The sequence below is a fragment of the Psychrobacter maritimus genome (assembly GCF_029953575.1).
GTDB lineage: Bacteria > Pseudomonadota > Gammaproteobacteria > Pseudomonadales > Moraxellaceae > Psychrobacter > Psychrobacter maritimus.
In genome coordinates, this window is record NZ_CP124526.1 from 2,835,615 (window position 1) to 2,851,013 (window position 15,399).

The following is a 15,399-nucleotide window of genomic DNA, read 5'->3' on the forward strand; positions in this document are numbered from 1 at the left end:
TCACCGAGGGGTCGATTGCCAAAACGATGCTGCTGTTTGCCTTGCCAACACTTGGATCATCAGCCCTCCAGTCGTTAAACGGCTCGATTAATGCCGTCTGGGTGGGCCGGTTTTTAGGTGAAGAGGCGTTGGCCGCGACGGCGAACGGCAATATCTTGATGTTTATCCTGATCTCCTTCGTTTTTGGTTTTGGTATGGCCTCTACTATTTTGATTGGGCAGGCTATGGGTAGCCGTGACGATGCCATCGTCAAGAAAACCATGGGAACGGCGCTGGGTAGCATTATTCCGATCAGTATATTGGTGTCGGCAGGAGGGTGGATATTTGCCCCACTGCTTCTTGATCTGCTTGGTACGCCGCCAAGTGCGGTAGACCTTGCCCTGACCTATCTGCGGATGATTTTCATTGCCATGCCCGTCACCCTGACCTTTACGCTGATAATGATGGCACTGCGCGGGACGGGCGATTCTACGACGCCGCTTTGGTTTATCATTATATCGGTAATTATTGATCTAATTTTGACGCCGGTACTGATTTTGGGTATAGGTCCGTTTCCCGAATGGGGCATATTTGGCTCGGCATTCGCAACCGCCGTCGCCAACACGCTAGCGCTGATTGGCATGGTCGTTACTATGTACCTGCGGGGCTCTGTGCTGACACTTAAGTTGCCAGAGCTGCGCTTTTTGCGTGCAGACCAAGATATCTTGAAGTCAATGTTTTCAAAGGGTTTGCCGATGGGTCTGCAGATGATCGTCATCTCCTCAGCAGCGTTGACGATGCTATCGTTAATCAACCGCGAAGGCGTGCAAACGACGGCGGCTTATAGCGCGACCCAGCAGCTTTGGACCTACGTGCAGATGCCAGCAATGGCGCTAAGTGCCGCAGCCAGTGCGATGGTTGCACAGAACATCGGTGCCAATCAATGGCATAGGGTTGCAGGTATCACGCGTTGGGGGCTTATCTTTAACGTGATATTGACGGGCGCTATGATTGGGGTGCTGAGCATTTTTGATGAAACTATATTGGGGCTTTTCCTCGGTAGTGACAGCGAAGCGCTGCCAATTGGGCGGCATATTCAATTAATGGCGACATGGGGCTTTGTCTTTTTTGGCATAGCGCAAGTGCTGTTTGGCACCATGCGTGCCAATGGCTATGTGATTTGGCCGCTGATAGTTATGGTGATTTCGATGTATCCGGTGCGTCTTGGCTTTGCGTTCGGGCTTTATCCGTTCCTTGGAACCGATGCGCTTTGGCTATCGTTTCCAGCAGGTATGGTAGCAACCGCTGTGATGGGAGCGGGACTATATCTATACGGCGGCTGGCGCAAAGGCAAACACTTGGCCGCAGAGGAGGCCGCGCAAAGGTCTGAGGAGTTTCGCGCGCATACCGGCACCAGTGCATCGTTTCGTGATATCTTACCGACCACGGTGTGGAAACTGTCCCCTATACGCCGTATCACAAGGTTGCATCGTCGACTACAAAAACGCCTGCAAAAACACCGTATGAGAAGAAAGCATAAACGCTCATCGCGTGGTTTATAGATAGTAAATTCAATTGGTTTAAGCTCAAGTGTTTTAAAATCAATGACTGAGTAAAAAACCCACCGCCGCCGCGGCATGAATAGCGGTGGTATCAAATACGGCTATTGGGCTGTCTGCTTGCTGAATAAGCAGTCCAATTTCGGTACAACCTAAAATGACGCCTTCTGCACCTTTATTCGCTAAACCCTGAGTAATAACAATATAATAAGGCGAACTTTATGATTGATAATAACCATTTTACCTCGCCCCCATCACGCGATATCATAGTCGCTGACAAGCACTAGCAATGCTGCATTTCATCCTTTCTCATCGCAACACATCACGTTTACAATACTATTTAAGCGTGGCTCTCATCATGCAGGACAACAGAACGTTATGGCAAAATTCCCGACCGTCAGAATACGCACGCGGCGCAAATACTATCGGCTGATTTTCACCTTTTTAATGGCGCTGATGATGTCGACGATTATCTCGACGGCGTTGCTACTGATTAACGTAGGGTTTGTCGAAGGTTTCTTTACTACGTTGTTTCATTCATGGAAGTATGCCTTTATGGTTGCTTGGCCGAGCGCTTATATTTGTGCCTATTTAATCCAAGAGCACCTGCTAAGCCGCATTGAATTTTATTAACGCCTTTATAAGACTTAGTAAGTTAACCCCAGTTCGGGATAAGGGCTCAAAAAAAAGATAAAAAAAGAAGCCCGAAGTTGCTAAAGTGAGTTTACCAAGACAAACTTCACAACAAGGACTTCTTACATGGACAACCTAACCGAACTATACTGCCATATTGACGACTTTTATCAGCAATTCAAACCTGAGTTCGACGCTCATTTAATCGCAACGGGACACCAAAGGTTAAGAGCATGCCAGATAAGTGTAGCAGAGATTATGACCATCTTGGTACTGTTTCATCAGTTACGTTATCGACAGTTTAAGGCGTTTTACTACCATCACATGCTTGGCATGATGAAACGGGAGTTTCCAAACCTGCCGAGCTACTCGCGATTTATAGAGCTAGTGCCGCGCAGTATCATGCCACTGTGCAGCTACTTGCAAAGCATAATGGGCGACTGTACGGGTATCAGCTATATTGATTCAACCAAGATAGCAGTTTGTCATAACAAGCGTATCTACCGTCACAAAGTCTTTGAAGGACTTGCAACCCGAGGCAAAAGCAGCATGGGCTGGTTCTATGGCTTTAAGCTGCACGCCATTATCAATCATAAGGGCGAGCTTGTATCCATTAAAGTCACTGCGGGTAATACCGATGACAGAGTGCCTATTAAGGATATGGCAACGTCTGTGTTTGGCAAGGTGTTTGGTGATAGAGGATACATCAGTAAAGCACTAAACGCGTGGCTCACAAAACACACTGATACTACGTTGATAACCAAACTTCGGCGTAATATGAAACCCCAATTACTTGAGCCTATGGATGAGGCACTACTCAATCATCGCTCTTTGGTTGAAACGGTGTTTGGAGAGCTTAAAAACTTGTGCCAAATCGAACACTCACGCCATCGTAGTGTCACGGGGTTTATCACAAACTTGCGGTCAGGTTTGATTGCTTATTGCTGGTTTCCTTATAAACCCACCATCAAAAATATGCCTCAGCAGGGACAGGTAGCCACATTGTAAATAGTATCAATGAGTTACAATGTGGCTTATCCCGAACTGGGGTTAAGTTATAAACTTTAGTACATTATGCCAGCGTAAAAACAGCTAAGATAAGCGACAAACTGTTGTTAATCAGAGGCGACTATGAGCCAAGCACGGCGTACTATCGAGCAGTTACTACATCAAGGTTTCCTTTCCCTTAAAAATACCGAGGCGGCAGCAACGCACCTAGAAGTCTATCCTAGCAAACGCACGTGGCTGATGTTTTTTGATAAAGCGCTGCTGATTATTGGCGCGGTGGCGCTGGTATTATCCCTTGTATTCTTTATCGCCTATAACTGGCAAAATATCGGCAAGATGGGTAAATTTGCGTTGGTTGAAGGGGCGCTGGTGATTACCATCGCGCTTTACGTAGCACTGTCTTTTAGGCAACTTAGACAACGATTTCAGCTGATTCGGCAGTTATTATTGCTCATTGCTAGCATTATCACCGGTAGCTTATTGGCACTATTTGGGCAAGTGTATCAAACGGGCGCTGATACCTGGCAGCTGTTTTTTGGCTGGGCGCTATTGATTACGCCTTGGGTGCTTATCGCTCGCTTCCCTGCGCTTTGGCTGCTGTGGTTAGGCTTAATCAATGCCTGTTTGCTACTCTATTTGGATGTCGCAAATCTGCAATTTATCAACCAGCACCTGCAAAACGTCTCTCAAGTAGCCATCCTTGCGCTATTTAATTTTATTACTTTTTATAGTTGGCTTATTAGCTGCGACAATAAAAAACCTTACATTGCTAGCAAGTTCTTCAATCCTATTAACCGTAAAGACTTTATCTCTAAGACAACCGCTAATGACCTTAAACATCCTCTAAATGACTCTAAAATAAACAGCTCACCAACCAAATCCAGCTTGCACTGGAGTACTTATGTCGTCGGTTTATTAAGTACGTTTTTTATGACGTATCTAGCGATTGTCACGGTCTTTGATAATGGAAATATCTGGGCAACGCTTATCGCTATCATAGTATGGCTAGGCTGGTGCGGCTTTATGTTTTGGCACTTTTATCAGCGCCGTCTTGATTTACTGATGCTGACTTATTTGTCATTTTCTATCATTACTGTAGTGATGTTTTGGGTCGGTAAATGGCTGTTGGATAGTTTTGACGCAGGTGGGTTTTTGATATTAGCCTTGCTACTTATTGCCATGAGCTCGTCGGCAGTTATGTGGCTACGCAAAGTTTCCCGTATCAAGAACGATGACACTGCTCCTCATACTGTAATCAAGGGGGACAGCGATGAACAATGAGATGAACAATGAGATGAATAATAATATCAACCATAACGAGCAAAATCGTGACCTTTTGCTATTGCAACAGCAGGGATTGATCGACGCGCAAAATGTCAGTGATAAGCTTTTAAATAGTGCAGCATCTGAAGCGCCTAGCCCTTGGTTTATCAGCTTATTTTTTGGTATGAGTGGTATTTTAGCCAGTCTATTTTTTATAGGGTTTTTGACCTTATTATTAGATAACACCGGTTTGCTGGATAGTACGCTAGCGGTATTTATTATTGGCGGCATATTAAGCGGCATTGGCGGGTTTCTATTTTATAACGCGCGCATACGCCATAGCCCTTTTTGGAATAGCTTAGCCTTTGCAATTACGCTAGCAGGTCAAGGTTATATTGCCTATGCTTTACTGGCGAGTGAGATTACAGAGCCACTCAATATAGTGCTATTGCTTCTTGTGCAACTGTTGATGACTGTTGCTATAGCCAATTTTATCTATCGTTTATTGAGCGCAACCTTAGCCTTAAGCTGCCTGTTTTACTTATTAAATTATTATCACTTATCTGAAATAAGCTTAGGATTATTGGCATTAATCACTAGCGTGACTCATTTACAACGCTATAGGCTAGCTGCTTTTATCCCGACCAAATGGCGAATGAACGCTCTAGAAATTACCAATGCTATTGGCTATGCGAGCGCCTATGTTTTGCTCAGTGTTTCCGTCTATTTTATCGCTGCTGAATATGGCAATAGCTTTGATAGTTATGGAGAAGCCTTTAGCTATAACTATTATCTGGCCCAAGGACTATTAACGCTTGCCAGCCTTTATGCTGCTTATCTCATTTTAAAGCGCTATCACATCAAACTATTATCAGCAGCAGGACTGCTCATTAGCGCTGCGATTGTATTACTTGGGATAATGTCTATTTATGTCTCAGGCTTATTGGCCACCAGTTTGATTATCATTATCGCCACTGCCAATAGCCAACGCGTGCTGTTAGGACTGGGCATTATTGCCTTGGTCGGTTATATATTTTGGTATTACTATCAGCTCGATACTTCTTTATTGGTCAAGTCTGCCTCTATGCTGGTCATCGGTATCGCGCTATTACTGCTGCGCTGGTTGCTTATCAAAGGCTATTTTGCGAATATAAAACCGAGTGCTAACGACAATCAGGAGCGGCTGTCATGAATAATAAAATTTTGACCAAGCGCTTGATTAAGGGCACATCAAAGACCCATTGGCTACAAAAACCGGCAGTTACGATTATTATTGCCCTTCTTGGATTGGCGCTCGTATTGGTGGTGATGACGAGGAATATCGCAAAGTATGAAAACCATCTTACGACTGGCGATACTGTCTTATTAGCGCTTGCACCCGTTGATCCACGCGGCTTTATGCAGGGCGACTATATGACGCTTAGCTATGCGCTAGAGCGTGACGTATTTGCCGCCTTAAATAGAGACCCCGGTAGCTATCCTACCAATGAAGATGGCTATGTCATAGTTGCCTTAGATAACAATAAAGTCGCACAGTTTGTGCGCTTAGCGGCTAATCAACCTAAAAATCTAGCCTCTAATGAGATGGCGATTCACTATCGTATCCGTAACGGCGCAATGCAGCTTGCGACCAATGCTTTTTTCTTCCAAGAAGGTCATGGCGAAGCGTTTGAGGCGGCAGAATATGGGCTATTTCGGGTCAATGATAAAGGGGAGCCGCTATTGACCAATCTGGTCGACGACGACTTTAAAGTGATTAGTCCAAAAAATGATTAATCCAAAAAGGGATTAATCTAAAGTAGCCTAATATAGTTGATTCAAGTCAAAAAGAATACAGGGCTGTTGGGATAAATTTTGCGAAGCCTCTGGAGTGCGAAGCGCACAGCAAGCAAGAAAAATTTATCCCAGCAGCAGGCTATTTTTAACGTGCCTTTTTTATATTGAACTAACTATACAGCGCAAACTGCTAATAACTCAAAATCAATGCTGCTGTAAATGCTACCGATTGTCGCGCTAAAACCTTTATAACTGTCAATCGATGACAACCCTGCTTTACCAAAGTGATATTGCGATAAGTCAGCAGGGTTTGTTACTGTTGATGGCTGCAAATTCACTAGCTCGTTAAAAATATTTAAAAAAACTTAAAAATTAAAAAAGGATTTATCATGCGTAGTGCAACTTATAACGAATTTGGCAAACCAACTGAAGTATTAAGCCTCGGCGACCGCCCTATCCCAGAGCCCAAGCCTAATGAAGTGCGTGTCAAAACCATTCTCGCCTCCATTCATAACCATGATCTGCTTACCATTCGCGGTAAATATGGCTTTAAGCCTGAAATGCCGGCTATCGGCGGTAGCGAAGCGTTGGGTATCATTGACGCCGTTGGCAGTGACGTTAAGGACTTAAAAGTCGGTCAACGTGTGGCTGCTGCCAGTGTACAAGCAACGTGGGCAGAGTACTTTGTCGCATCAGCCGATATGGTCTTTGCTGTCCCCGATAGCTTAAAAGATGAAATGGCCGCGCAGTTAATTGCCATGCCGCTCAGTGCTTTAATGCTGCTGGAATTCTTAGAAGTAGAAAGCGGTCAATGGGTTATCCATAATGCCGCCAATGGTGCCGTTGGTAAATCACTTGCGATGCTGGCTGCCGCGCGCGGCGTTAATACCATTAATCTGGTACGCAGTAGCGATGCGATTAAAGAGTTAGACGCCCTTGGTATCAAAAATAACATCAATGTCGAAGATGACGATTGGAAAGAACAAGTCCGTCAAACCATCGGTGATGATAGCATTAGCGCAGCGGTCGACTCTGTCGGCGGGGAAGCAAGCGGTGACTTATTATCGCTACTCGGTCATGGTGGCACTTTGGCATCTTTTGGCATCATGTCAGGTCAGCCAATGGTGCTTAATCCAACGCATCTAATCTTTAAACAAGCCATCGTAAAAGGCTTTTGGGGCAGTAAAATTAGCCAAGAGATGAGTGTCGAAAATAAACAGCGCTTAATCGATGAGCTTATCGAACGGGCAACCAGTGATAAATTGCATTTGCCTGTCGAAGCCGTATTTGATTTAGCTGATATTACTAAAGCTGTCGATGGCAAATTGCAGTCAGGCAAAAAAGGCAAGGTATTGCTAAAGCCTTAAACTATCATTCATTTAGCTAGCTTTCGTTTTATTCTTCCTTTTATTGAGATAGTGGCAGCGTTCTTTCTAATAAGAACGCTGCCATTTTTTATGGCTTATTTTGCGGTTATAACTCTGCACCTTCTTCAGCTTGCAGCTTTTTATAACATTTTACCGTTCTAAACAGCGGGCAACGTTCATTTACCAAAGTCAGGTTGCGGGTATCAAGTCCTACTTGTTAAGGTTGATGAGTGATTAATCATCATCGTTTCAAAATGAACAATCAACGATATTTATCTAACAATAAAAAAGGATATAAATATGCGCAGCGTAACCTATAACGAATTTGGCAAACCTTCAGACGTACTAACCATAACTGACAGCCCGATGCCAGAGCCAAAGGACAACGAAGTCCGTATCAAGACTATTCTATCTTCCATCCATAACCACGACCTCATCACTATCCAAGGCCAATATGGTACCAAGCCAAAACTGCCCGCACTTGCTGGCAGCGAAGCCGTGGGTACTATTGATGCTATCGGCGCTGGCGTCAAAGGTATGCAAGCGGGTCAGCGTGTGGTGGTCACCGGTGTCGAAGGTACGTGGGCCGAGTACTTCACCGCCCCTGCTAGCAGTGTCATCCCGATACCGGACGCCATCGACGATGAAATGGCCGCGCAGCTTATCGCCATGCCGATGAGCGCCTTGATGCTCATTGAGTTTTTAGAACTAGAAAAAGGTCAATGGGTCATTCAAAACGCAGCCAATGGCGCAGTTGGCGAATCGCTTGCGATGTTGGCTGCTGAGCGCGGCATCCATACCATCAATGTCGTGCGTAGTAAAGAGTCAGCAAACGAGCTGACTGAGATTGGTATCACTGAAAACAACGTGGTGAGCGATGATGACGACTGGAAAGATCAAGTTCGTCACATTATCGGTGATGCAAAAATAAGTGGCGCAGTCGACTCTGTCGGCGGTCAATCTGGTGGCGACTTACTAAGCTTACTTGGTCATGGCGGTATCATGGCAGCGGTGGGTGCGATGTCTGGTCAGCCACTCGCGCTGAATCCGACTCATCTTATCTTTAAGCAAGCGACACTCAAAGGATTTTGGGGCGGTGCATTGATGCAAAAGATGGATGCGGATAATAAAAGCCGTTTGATAAAAGAGCTTATCGAGCGCGCTGCCAGTGGTAAATTAAAGCTACCAACAGGCGGCATCTATACGCTGGACAATATTAAAGAAGCGGTATCTGGCAAGGTGCAATCTGGCAAAAAAGGCAAAGTATTGTTAAAACCTTAATATAGTTCGTTATAAATCCACTCAAATAAAAGAGCAATACAAAAGGATTCAGACAATGTCTAATAACAAAACCTTTAAAGCCTTTAAAGCCTTAGTCGTCGAAGAAACCAGCAACGGTACGTTCGATAAAAGCATCCAAACGCGTAACGTCAGTGATTTACCTGAGAACGATCTGCTGATCGAAGTCCATTACTCTTCGTTAAATTTCAAAGATGCGATGTCAGCATCAGGTAATAAAAGAATCACCAAACATTATCCACACACTCCTGGTATCGATGCGGCAGGCGTCGTGGTCAGTGATAAGTCTGGCACGTTTAAAGAGGGGCAAGAAGTCGCGGTCTTTGGCTATGATTTGGGCATGGATACCGACGGCGGTCTCAGTCAGATGATATCTATCCCTGCCGATTGGGCGGTCGAATGCCCATCTTCTTTAACGCTAAAAGAAGCCATGATATATGGTACGGGCGGCTTAACCGCAGCCTTAAGTGTGCAAAAGTTAGAGAAAATGGGCGCAAAACCTGAAGACGGTCTAGTCGCGGTCACGGGTGCAACGGGCGGCGTCGGTAGTATCAGTATCGCCATATTAAGTCAGCTTGGCTATGAGGTCATCGCCTTCTCAGGTAAGCCGGAGCAAAGTGACTATCTAAAAGAGCTTGGTGCAAACGAAGTCCGTCACCGCGATACCATTAATGAAATCGGCGATAAGCCCGTCGGGCGTGAGCTATGGGCAAACGCTATTGATACCATCGGCGGCGACTATTTGGCAAACTTGCTCAAACAAACCAAAGCGGGCGGCGCGGTTACTTCTTGTGGTTTGGCAGGCGGTGCCGAGTTTTCGATGACGGTACTGCCGTTTATCACCCGCGCGGTGTCCCTACTCGGTATCGATTCGGTCTATATTCCACTGGCTGATAAAAAGGCTATTTGGCAGCGTGTCGCTACCGATATGAAATTGCCTAATTTAGAGAATTACTGCGAAGAGATTACGCTTGAGCAGACGCCGGAATACTTAGATCGCTTTATGGCGAGTCAAACGGTTGGGCGTTATGTGGTGAATGTGCGGGGTTAGTATTTTCACAAGTTAGCGTTATAAATAAAAGGCAGCATCTCTTTTGAGGTGCTGCCTTTTTTAATTAAGTAAAAGTATGGTAGTGTTTTTAGGCAAACAAAATTATACTTCTATTCATGGCACCACAGTACTTTCGCTAGAAAACTTCTAAATATACTCCTACCTTCATATTTTTATATTCGAGAAATATTTAATGGCAAAAATCTCATTGGTAGTTGGAAATGGCTTATCAATTAGCTTTGGAAATCAGAGTGGAATCAGTCATAATTTTGATTCACAGCAGCCTTTAAACTGGAATGTAATATGCCCAACCACAGGTGATTTGTTAATAGATAACCTACCAAGCTTAAAAAGGTTATGGCAGAAAAATATCAGTAAACCGCACTTTGAGATTTTTGGGTTTGCGCTAGACAAATTCTATTGTAATTTAATTGGTTTAGATTCTTTCAAAACTACTTTAGAAGCTAGACATTTCTTAACTATTGCGTTTTCAGAGTACAGTTTATTACAGAGTAGTAAATTGAATATAGATTGGACTTGGTTTCAATGGCTTGAGCTGCATAAGTCTGAGATAAAAGGAGCTCTATCATTCAATTACGACCTTTTGCTTGAATCAACTTTTGATAAATTAGGTGTAATGGACAAAATTCATGCTGGCGTAGGGTCTAACGCTATATACTGTCTATATTTGCAAGGAATCAAAGCCATGAATCAAAAAACTGCCCTTTTTGTCATGATAAACACACCAAGAAGAATGGACGCAAGCTAGGCAAACAACAGTATCAATGTCTAGCTTGCAGACGGCAGTTTTTAGGTGGCAAAAGACTCAATAACCAGACCCTTTGGACTGAATACACCCAAGGAAAACAGACCTACCAACAACTGGCTGATAAATACCATTGTAGTCTTAAAACCATTCAAAGACGTTTAGATAAAGTCAGTACCCAGTATCAAGTTAAACGACCGAATACTGCTAACATCATCATGGATACCACTTACTTCGGTCGTAAGTTCGGTTTAATGGTTTTTATGGACAATACCACTAAAGCCGTTCTTTACTACGCGATAGTCAGTCATGAAACCAACAGTGCCTACAAGCAAGGAATTGATCATCTAGCATCGTTAGGCGTTGATATACAAAGCATCACCTGTGATGGTAGACGAGGGCTTAGAACCCTGTTTACCCACACTCCTTGCCAGATGTGCCAGTTTCATCAGGTGCAAATAGTGACTCGTTACCTCACTCGTCGACCTAAGAATATCGCAAGTATTGAGCTTAGACGGCTCACTTTAAACTTAACACAGCTTAATAAAGCTGACTTCATAGAGCACTTAGATTATTGGTTGTTAACTCATGAAAACTATCTGAGTGAGCGTAGTACCAATGAAGATACTGGTAGAAGTTGGTACACTCACAAACGTCTTAGAAGTGCTTATCGCAGCCTCAGAACCAATAGCGATTGGCTATTCACTTATCAAGAATATGAGCACTTAGACATACCAAATACCACCAATTCTCTTGAAGGATTATTCAGTGAGTTAAAGCGACAATTACACAGTCATCACGGTCTAAGTGAGCAGCGTAAGTTGCGGTTTATTAAAGACTTTTTAGGGTCAAAGTCACTCAAATAGCATGAATTATGTCCATTAGCGACTACCTTCTACTTTTTAGCATGAATTTTGTCCATTACACCATAAATTAGGTATAAATTACCACTCATCACAAGTAAACCATATTAGAAATGGCATCCCTTTAGTGAAGCCTCATGGTTCTGTAGACTTTGAAATGGCCGATGGCATAATTGATATCTACATGGAATATCCATTGAACAACTTTGTTGATTTGAATAATGCGCCAATGAAGCGATTGCTTCATTGCAGTTTGGCATATCCTCGGAAGCAAGCTCATTGTATTATTCCTCATGAAGCTAACAAGTATGAAAATTATCAGTGGGTTTCACAATCAAGCATGCAGTTCAGGCCCGTTTTAAAAGAAAGCGATTACTGTTTATTTATTGGCATCTCTTACCTTCCTTGTGACCGAATCGAAATAGATAGAATTATAAATACGCTACCTGTATCGTGCAAAATTATAATAGCTAATCCATATCCTCCTGAAGAACTTTTAGAAAAAATAAAAGATAGAAATTATATAGTTTGGTCTTCTTCAGATGGACCTATAGATGAAAGCGGCAAATTATATAATCTCAAATAGATGAAAACTTAGCCTTTGTTATGTTACTTCTCTATATCAATATTCAAAAAAACACCCAACCAAGTTGAGTGTTTTTTTTATTTCAGCTAAAGATTAAGTAGAGATTATTCCCACTCAATCGTCGCAGGCGGCTTGCTCGACAGATCATAATTCACGCGTGACACTTCAGCAATCTCATTCATAATGCGATTCGATACCGTCTCAATCAAATCATACGGTAGATGCGCAAAGCGCGCGGTCATAAAGTCCACGGTCTCAACCGCACGTAGCGCTATCACCCACGCATAGCGGCGACCATCGCCAACCACGCCGACTGATTTGATTGGTTGGAATACCGCAAATGCTTGCTTAAGAAGGATTACTTTTTCTTCTTTTCGGCACGTTTTTTCTCGATCAATGCTTGAGCCGTGGCGTTTCCTTCCCACCATTCACCCATATCTTGCCAGTAGAAATATGCCTGATCTTTACCACCGATTTCTATACCATAGCTATTATCAATACCACGTGGTCTAGGATGGCGTTTTTTTAGTATTTCATGAGCCACTTCAGGTAAATTGTCTTGCGCGATAACCCATTCTTTTTCTGCTTTATCTAGCTTATCTTGGTAGCAATAAGCCAGCACTTTGCCAAAAACAATATTGGCGAGCATATCTTCTGGGTAATTATCGCAGAGTTGAATGATTTTTTGGTATTGCTTGGTAAGCATATACAGCTCTATCATGCGTTCACGTATGCCCAGATTATCATTAGGGCATACTTGCAGTAATTTTTCTGCTTCTTTACAAGCTAAGTCGAAACGGCCACTATCTGCATACACATTCGCTGATTGAAAGAGCGCCCGTAAAAAGGCTCGATTTTCCATAATACCCCAAGGCAACTTGCTTTTTTGCCAATTGAATTTTTTGGGAAAGTATTCTAAATAAAGTCGCATACATTCACGGCTACTTAGTAAGGCTAAAAAGCTATCGCCATGCTCCTCACATAAAAAAGCTAAGTTAAAGTAAGCATTAGGGTCATTTATACTTTCTAACACTAGAAACTGCGCAATATCACGAGCCACTTCATAACCATCACGCTCCAAAGTCATTTGAATGACTTGAAATGAGGTCGGCGGCTGGTCGTCAAAGTCTTGCATAATTTCATCTTGAAACTTGCTCACCACCTCATTCATGATGTCATCAATATCGCGACCTGCTTTTATTTCGGCGTCAACGAAATTTTTTACTTTGTTTTTTAAGAGGTTACTTTCATTATCGTTAGCTGATTTATTTTTAGGAAATTCAATAATCGACTCTTCAAACATCCATTCATCTTGACCAACATGAATTAACTTCATAGCTTATTGCTCCTTTTTGCGTCCTATTTTTATATCACATTGCAAGGGCGTGAGCTACTCCCACTCAATCGTCGCTGGCGGCTTGCTAGATACATCATAAGTCACACGTGAGACTTCAGCGATTTCATTCATGATGCGGTTCGATACCGTCTCAATCAAATCATATGGCAAATGGGCAAAGCGCGCGGTCATAAAGTCGACGGTTTCAACCGCACGTAGCGCAATCACCCACGCATAGCGGCGGCCATCGCCAACCACGCCGACTGATTTGATCGGTTGGAATACCGCAAATGCTTGCGCAGTCTTATCGTACCAGCCTGATTTTTCTAATTCTGCCATAAAGATAGCATCGGCTTGACGTAAGATATCGGCATATTCTTTTTTCACTTCACCAAGGATTCGCACGCCCAAACCTGGACCTGGGAACGGATGACGATAAATCATTTTTGCTGGTAGACCCAAGGTGATACCGAGTTTACGCACTTCATCTTTGAACAAATCGCGTAATGGCTCGACCAACTCAAACGCCAAGTCATCTGGCAAACCGCCGACGTTATGATGGCTCTTAATCACGTGGGCCTTGCCTTGATGCGACTTGGCTGATTCGATAACGTCAGGATAAATCGTACCTTGTGCCAAGAACTCAATGACTTTACCATCGCTTTGCTCGCTGATTTCACGGGCGCTATTGGCAAACACATCGATAAAGGTTTTACCGATGATTTTACGCTTGGCTTCTGGATCAGACTCGCCTGCTAAGGCATTTAAGAATAAATCTTCGGCATCGACACGGATGACTTTTACGCCCATGTTTTCAGCAAAGATTTGCATCACTTGGTCGCCTTCATGCAGACGCAGCAGACCATTATCAACGAACACACACGTTAACTGATCACCAATCGCTTTATGCAATAGCGCGGCAACCACTGAGCTATCGACGCCGCCTGATAGACCAAGCAATACTTGCTTGTCACCGATTTGCTCTTTTAACTGTGCCACACGCATATCGACGATATTGTCTGGCGTCCAATCACCCGCACAGTCGCAAATTTGATGTACGAAACGACCCAATAACGCTTGACCTTGTAGGGTGTGCGTCACTTCAGGATGGAACTGTAGACCATAGTACTGTTTGGCATCATCGGCCATAATCGCAATCGGACAGCTTGGCGTACTGGCGATAATATCGAAACCTTGTGGCGCTTCAATGACCTTGTCGCCATGACTCATCCACACATCTAGCTTGGCGGTGTTGTTTTCCGTCACGCTATCTTCAATACCATCAGTGAGCTGCGACTGACCATTAACTTCAATCGTCGCGGCGCCAAACTCATGGATATCACTGGCATGAACCTGCCCGCCAAAACGATCTGCCATCGCCTGCATACCGTAGCAAATACCCAATACCGGCACGCCAAGCTCAAATACCGCCTCGTTGATACGTGGGCTATTTTCAGCATGAACGCTCTCAGGACCACCCGATAGGATGACGCCTTTGGCACCAAAATCATGGATACGCTGAGTGTCGATATCATAAGGAAACATCTCACAAAAAACGCCAGAATCGCGCACACGGCGAGCGATAAGCTGGCTGTACTGCGAGCCAAAATCGAGAATGAGGATGCGGTCTTCTTTGATAGTAGGCATAGTAGGTAATGCAGAAGTGGCAGCGGCAGTGGTCATAAATCGATGTCCATCAAGAAAAAATTAGTGCCCTATTTTAACAAGTTTGCGCCCATTAATGGCTATTAGATGGTTAATTATTCACGTTTTTTGCGAGTTATTGATGGTTATGAATATTTATTAATAATGAATAGCAAATATTTATGATTATTTGAATGTTACCAAGGCAAGAGTCAAAAGAGATAAGTAATAATTTCAAGAATAAATGACAGACTTAACGAGAAATTTTT

At 43.7% G+C, this 15,399-nt stretch carries 15 protein-coding genes and 1 pseudogene; 12 read left to right on the plus strand and 4 right to left on the minus strand.

Annotation, left to right across the window (positions count from 1 at the left end):
* The first annotated feature begins 26 nt into the window (after positions 1-26).
* Positions 27-1,541, plus strand: coding sequence for an MATE family efflux transporter (locus QJS82_RS12115; RefSeq protein ID WP_281490655.1), 1,515 nt, complete (start codon positions 27-29; stop codon positions 1,539-1,541).
* A 39-nt stretch (positions 1,542-1,580) separates the two neighbouring features.
* On the opposite strand, the gene QJS82_RS13730 is transcribed toward QJS82_RS12115, so the two are convergent.
* Positions 1,581-1,742 (minus strand): aspartate/glutamate racemase family protein, encoded by a 162-nt coding sequence (locus QJS82_RS13730; protein WP_348651570.1) that lies wholly within the window; start codon positions 1,740-1,742, stop codon positions 1,581-1,583.
* Between the two features lie 174 nt (positions 1,743-1,916).
* On the opposite strand from QJS82_RS13730, the gene QJS82_RS12120 reads away from it, so the two are divergent.
* The 11 genes from QJS82_RS12120 to QJS82_RS12170 all read left to right on the plus strand — a co-directional run bounded on the left by QJS82_RS12120 (position 1,917) and on the right by QJS82_RS12170 (position 12,150).
* Positions 1,917-2,171 (plus strand): DUF2798 domain-containing protein, encoded by a 255-nt coding sequence (locus QJS82_RS12120; RefSeq protein WP_149490298.1) that lies wholly within the window; start codon positions 1,917-1,919, stop codon positions 2,169-2,171.
* A 126-nt stretch (positions 2,172-2,297) separates the two neighbouring features.
* On the plus strand, positions 2,298-3,179 hold the full coding sequence (locus tag QJS82_RS12125; protein ID WP_281490656.1) for an IS982 family transposase: 882 nt from the start codon (positions 2,298-2,300) through the stop codon (positions 3,177-3,179).
* Positions 3,180-3,302: 123 nt separating this feature from the next.
* A complete protein-coding gene (locus tag QJS82_RS12130) occupies positions 3,303-4,460 on the plus strand; it encodes a DUF2157 domain-containing protein (protein ID WP_281490657.1) in 1,158 nt (385 codons plus the stop codon).
* Positions 4,450-5,634, plus strand: a complete 1,185-nt coding sequence (locus QJS82_RS12135; protein WP_281490658.1) for a DUF4401 domain-containing protein — start codon at positions 4,450-4,452, stop codon at positions 5,632-5,634. The genes QJS82_RS12130 and QJS82_RS12135 overlap by 11 nt, the downstream gene beginning before the upstream one ends.
* The gene (locus QJS82_RS12140) at positions 5,631-6,218 is read left to right on the plus strand and encodes a GDYXXLXY domain-containing protein (protein WP_281490659.1); all 588 of its coding nucleotides are present in this window, start codon (positions 5,631-5,633) and stop codon (positions 6,216-6,218) included. Before QJS82_RS12135 ends, QJS82_RS12140 begins: the two co-directional genes overlap by 4 nt.
* Positions 6,219-6,607: 389 nt before the next feature.
* Positions 6,608-7,585 carry a zinc-binding dehydrogenase gene (locus QJS82_RS12145; protein ID WP_281490660.1) on the plus strand — a complete coding sequence of 326 codons (978 nt, stop codon included), beginning with the start codon at positions 6,608-6,610 and terminating at the stop codon, positions 7,583-7,585.
* Between the two features lie 300 nt (positions 7,586-7,885).
* Complete coding sequence (locus QJS82_RS12150) at positions 7,886-8,866, plus strand: zinc-binding dehydrogenase (RefSeq protein ID WP_281490661.1); 981 nt, start codon at positions 7,886-7,888, stop codon at positions 8,864-8,866.
* A gap of 55 nt (positions 8,867-8,921) precedes the next feature.
* Positions 8,922-9,935, plus strand: coding sequence for a YhdH/YhfP family quinone oxidoreductase (locus tag QJS82_RS12155; protein WP_281490662.1), 1,014 nt, complete (start codon positions 8,922-8,924; stop codon positions 9,933-9,935).
* Between the two features lie 193 nt (positions 9,936-10,128).
* Positions 10,129-10,704, plus strand: a complete 576-nt coding sequence (locus QJS82_RS12160; RefSeq protein ID WP_281490663.1) for a hypothetical protein — start codon at positions 10,129-10,131, stop codon at positions 10,702-10,704.
* The gene (locus tag QJS82_RS12165; protein WP_438656714.1) at positions 10,620-11,567 is read left to right on the plus strand and encodes an IS256 family transposase, variant Zn-binding type; all 948 of its coding nucleotides are present in this window, start codon (positions 10,620-10,622) and stop codon (positions 11,565-11,567) included. The genes QJS82_RS12160 and QJS82_RS12165 overlap by 85 nt, the downstream gene beginning before the upstream one ends.
* A 181-nt stretch (positions 11,568-11,748) precedes the next feature.
* Positions 11,749-12,150 (plus strand): hypothetical protein, encoded by a 402-nt coding sequence (locus QJS82_RS12170; protein WP_281490664.1) that lies wholly within the window; start codon positions 11,749-11,751, stop codon positions 12,148-12,150.
* 104 nt (positions 12,151-12,254) lie between these two features.
* Here QJS82_RS12170 and QJS82_RS12175 read toward each other — a convergent pair.
* From QJS82_RS12175 to guaA, 3 genes and pseudogenes are all read right to left on the minus strand, one after another.
* Positions 12,255-12,497, minus strand: a pseudogene (locus tag QJS82_RS12175) (GMP synthase (glutamine-hydrolyzing)); the annotation flags it as partial.
* A gap of 11 nt (positions 12,498-12,508) precedes the next feature.
* Positions 12,509-13,486, minus strand: a complete 978-nt coding sequence (locus QJS82_RS12180) for a tetratricopeptide repeat protein (protein ID WP_281490665.1) — start codon at positions 13,484-13,486, stop codon at positions 12,509-12,511.
* Positions 13,487-13,540: 54 nt separating this feature from the next.
* Entirely contained in the window at positions 13,541-15,169 is a 1,629-nt protein-coding gene (guaA, locus tag QJS82_RS12185; RefSeq protein WP_438656149.1) for a glutamine-hydrolyzing GMP synthase, read from the minus strand.
* Positions 15,170-15,399: the final 230 nt, after the last annotated feature.

What these genes read in the sequence shown, in the direction of transcription:
- QJS82_RS12115 (WP_281490655.1), top strand. Translation starts at nt 27, where the DNA reads ATGCTGCTGTTTGCCTTGCCAACACTTGGATCATCAGCCCTCCAGTCG.
- QJS82_RS12120 (WP_149490298.1), top strand. Translation starts at nt 1,917, where the DNA reads ATGGCAAAATTCCCGACCGTCAGAATACGCACGCGGCGCAAATACTAT.
- QJS82_RS12125 (WP_281490656.1), top strand. Translation starts at nt 2,298, where the DNA reads ATGGACAACCTAACCGAACTATACTGCCATATTGACGACTTTTATCAG.
- QJS82_RS12130 (WP_281490657.1), top strand. Translation starts at nt 3,303, where the DNA reads ATGAGCCAAGCACGGCGTACTATCGAGCAGTTACTACATCAAGGTTTC.
- QJS82_RS12135 (WP_281490658.1), top strand. Translation starts at nt 4,450, where the DNA reads ATGAACAATGAGATGAACAATGAGATGAATAATAATATCAACCATAAC.
- QJS82_RS12140 (WP_281490659.1), top strand. Translation starts at nt 5,631, where the DNA reads ATGAATAATAAAATTTTGACCAAGCGCTTGATTAAGGGCACATCAAAG.
- QJS82_RS12145 (WP_281490660.1), top strand. Translation starts at nt 6,608, where the DNA reads ATGCGTAGTGCAACTTATAACGAATTTGGCAAACCAACTGAAGTATTA.
- QJS82_RS12150 (WP_281490661.1), top strand. Translation starts at nt 7,886, where the DNA reads ATGCGCAGCGTAACCTATAACGAATTTGGCAAACCTTCAGACGTACTA.
- QJS82_RS12155 (WP_281490662.1), top strand. Translation starts at nt 8,922, where the DNA reads ATGTCTAATAACAAAACCTTTAAAGCCTTTAAAGCCTTAGTCGTCGAA.
- QJS82_RS12160 (WP_281490663.1), top strand. Translation starts at nt 10,129, where the DNA reads ATGGCAAAAATCTCATTGGTAGTTGGAAATGGCTTATCAATTAGCTTT.
- QJS82_RS12170 (WP_281490664.1), top strand. Translation starts at nt 11,749, where the DNA reads ATGGAATATCCATTGAACAACTTTGTTGATTTGAATAATGCGCCAATG.
- QJS82_RS12180 (WP_281490665.1), bottom strand. Translation starts at nt 13,486, where the DNA reads ATGAAGTTAATTCATGTTGGTCAAGATGAATGGATGTTTGAAGAGTCG.
- guaA (WP_438656149.1), bottom strand. Translation starts at nt 15,169, where the DNA reads ATGACCACTGCCGCTGCCACTTCTGCATTACCTACTATGCCTACTATC.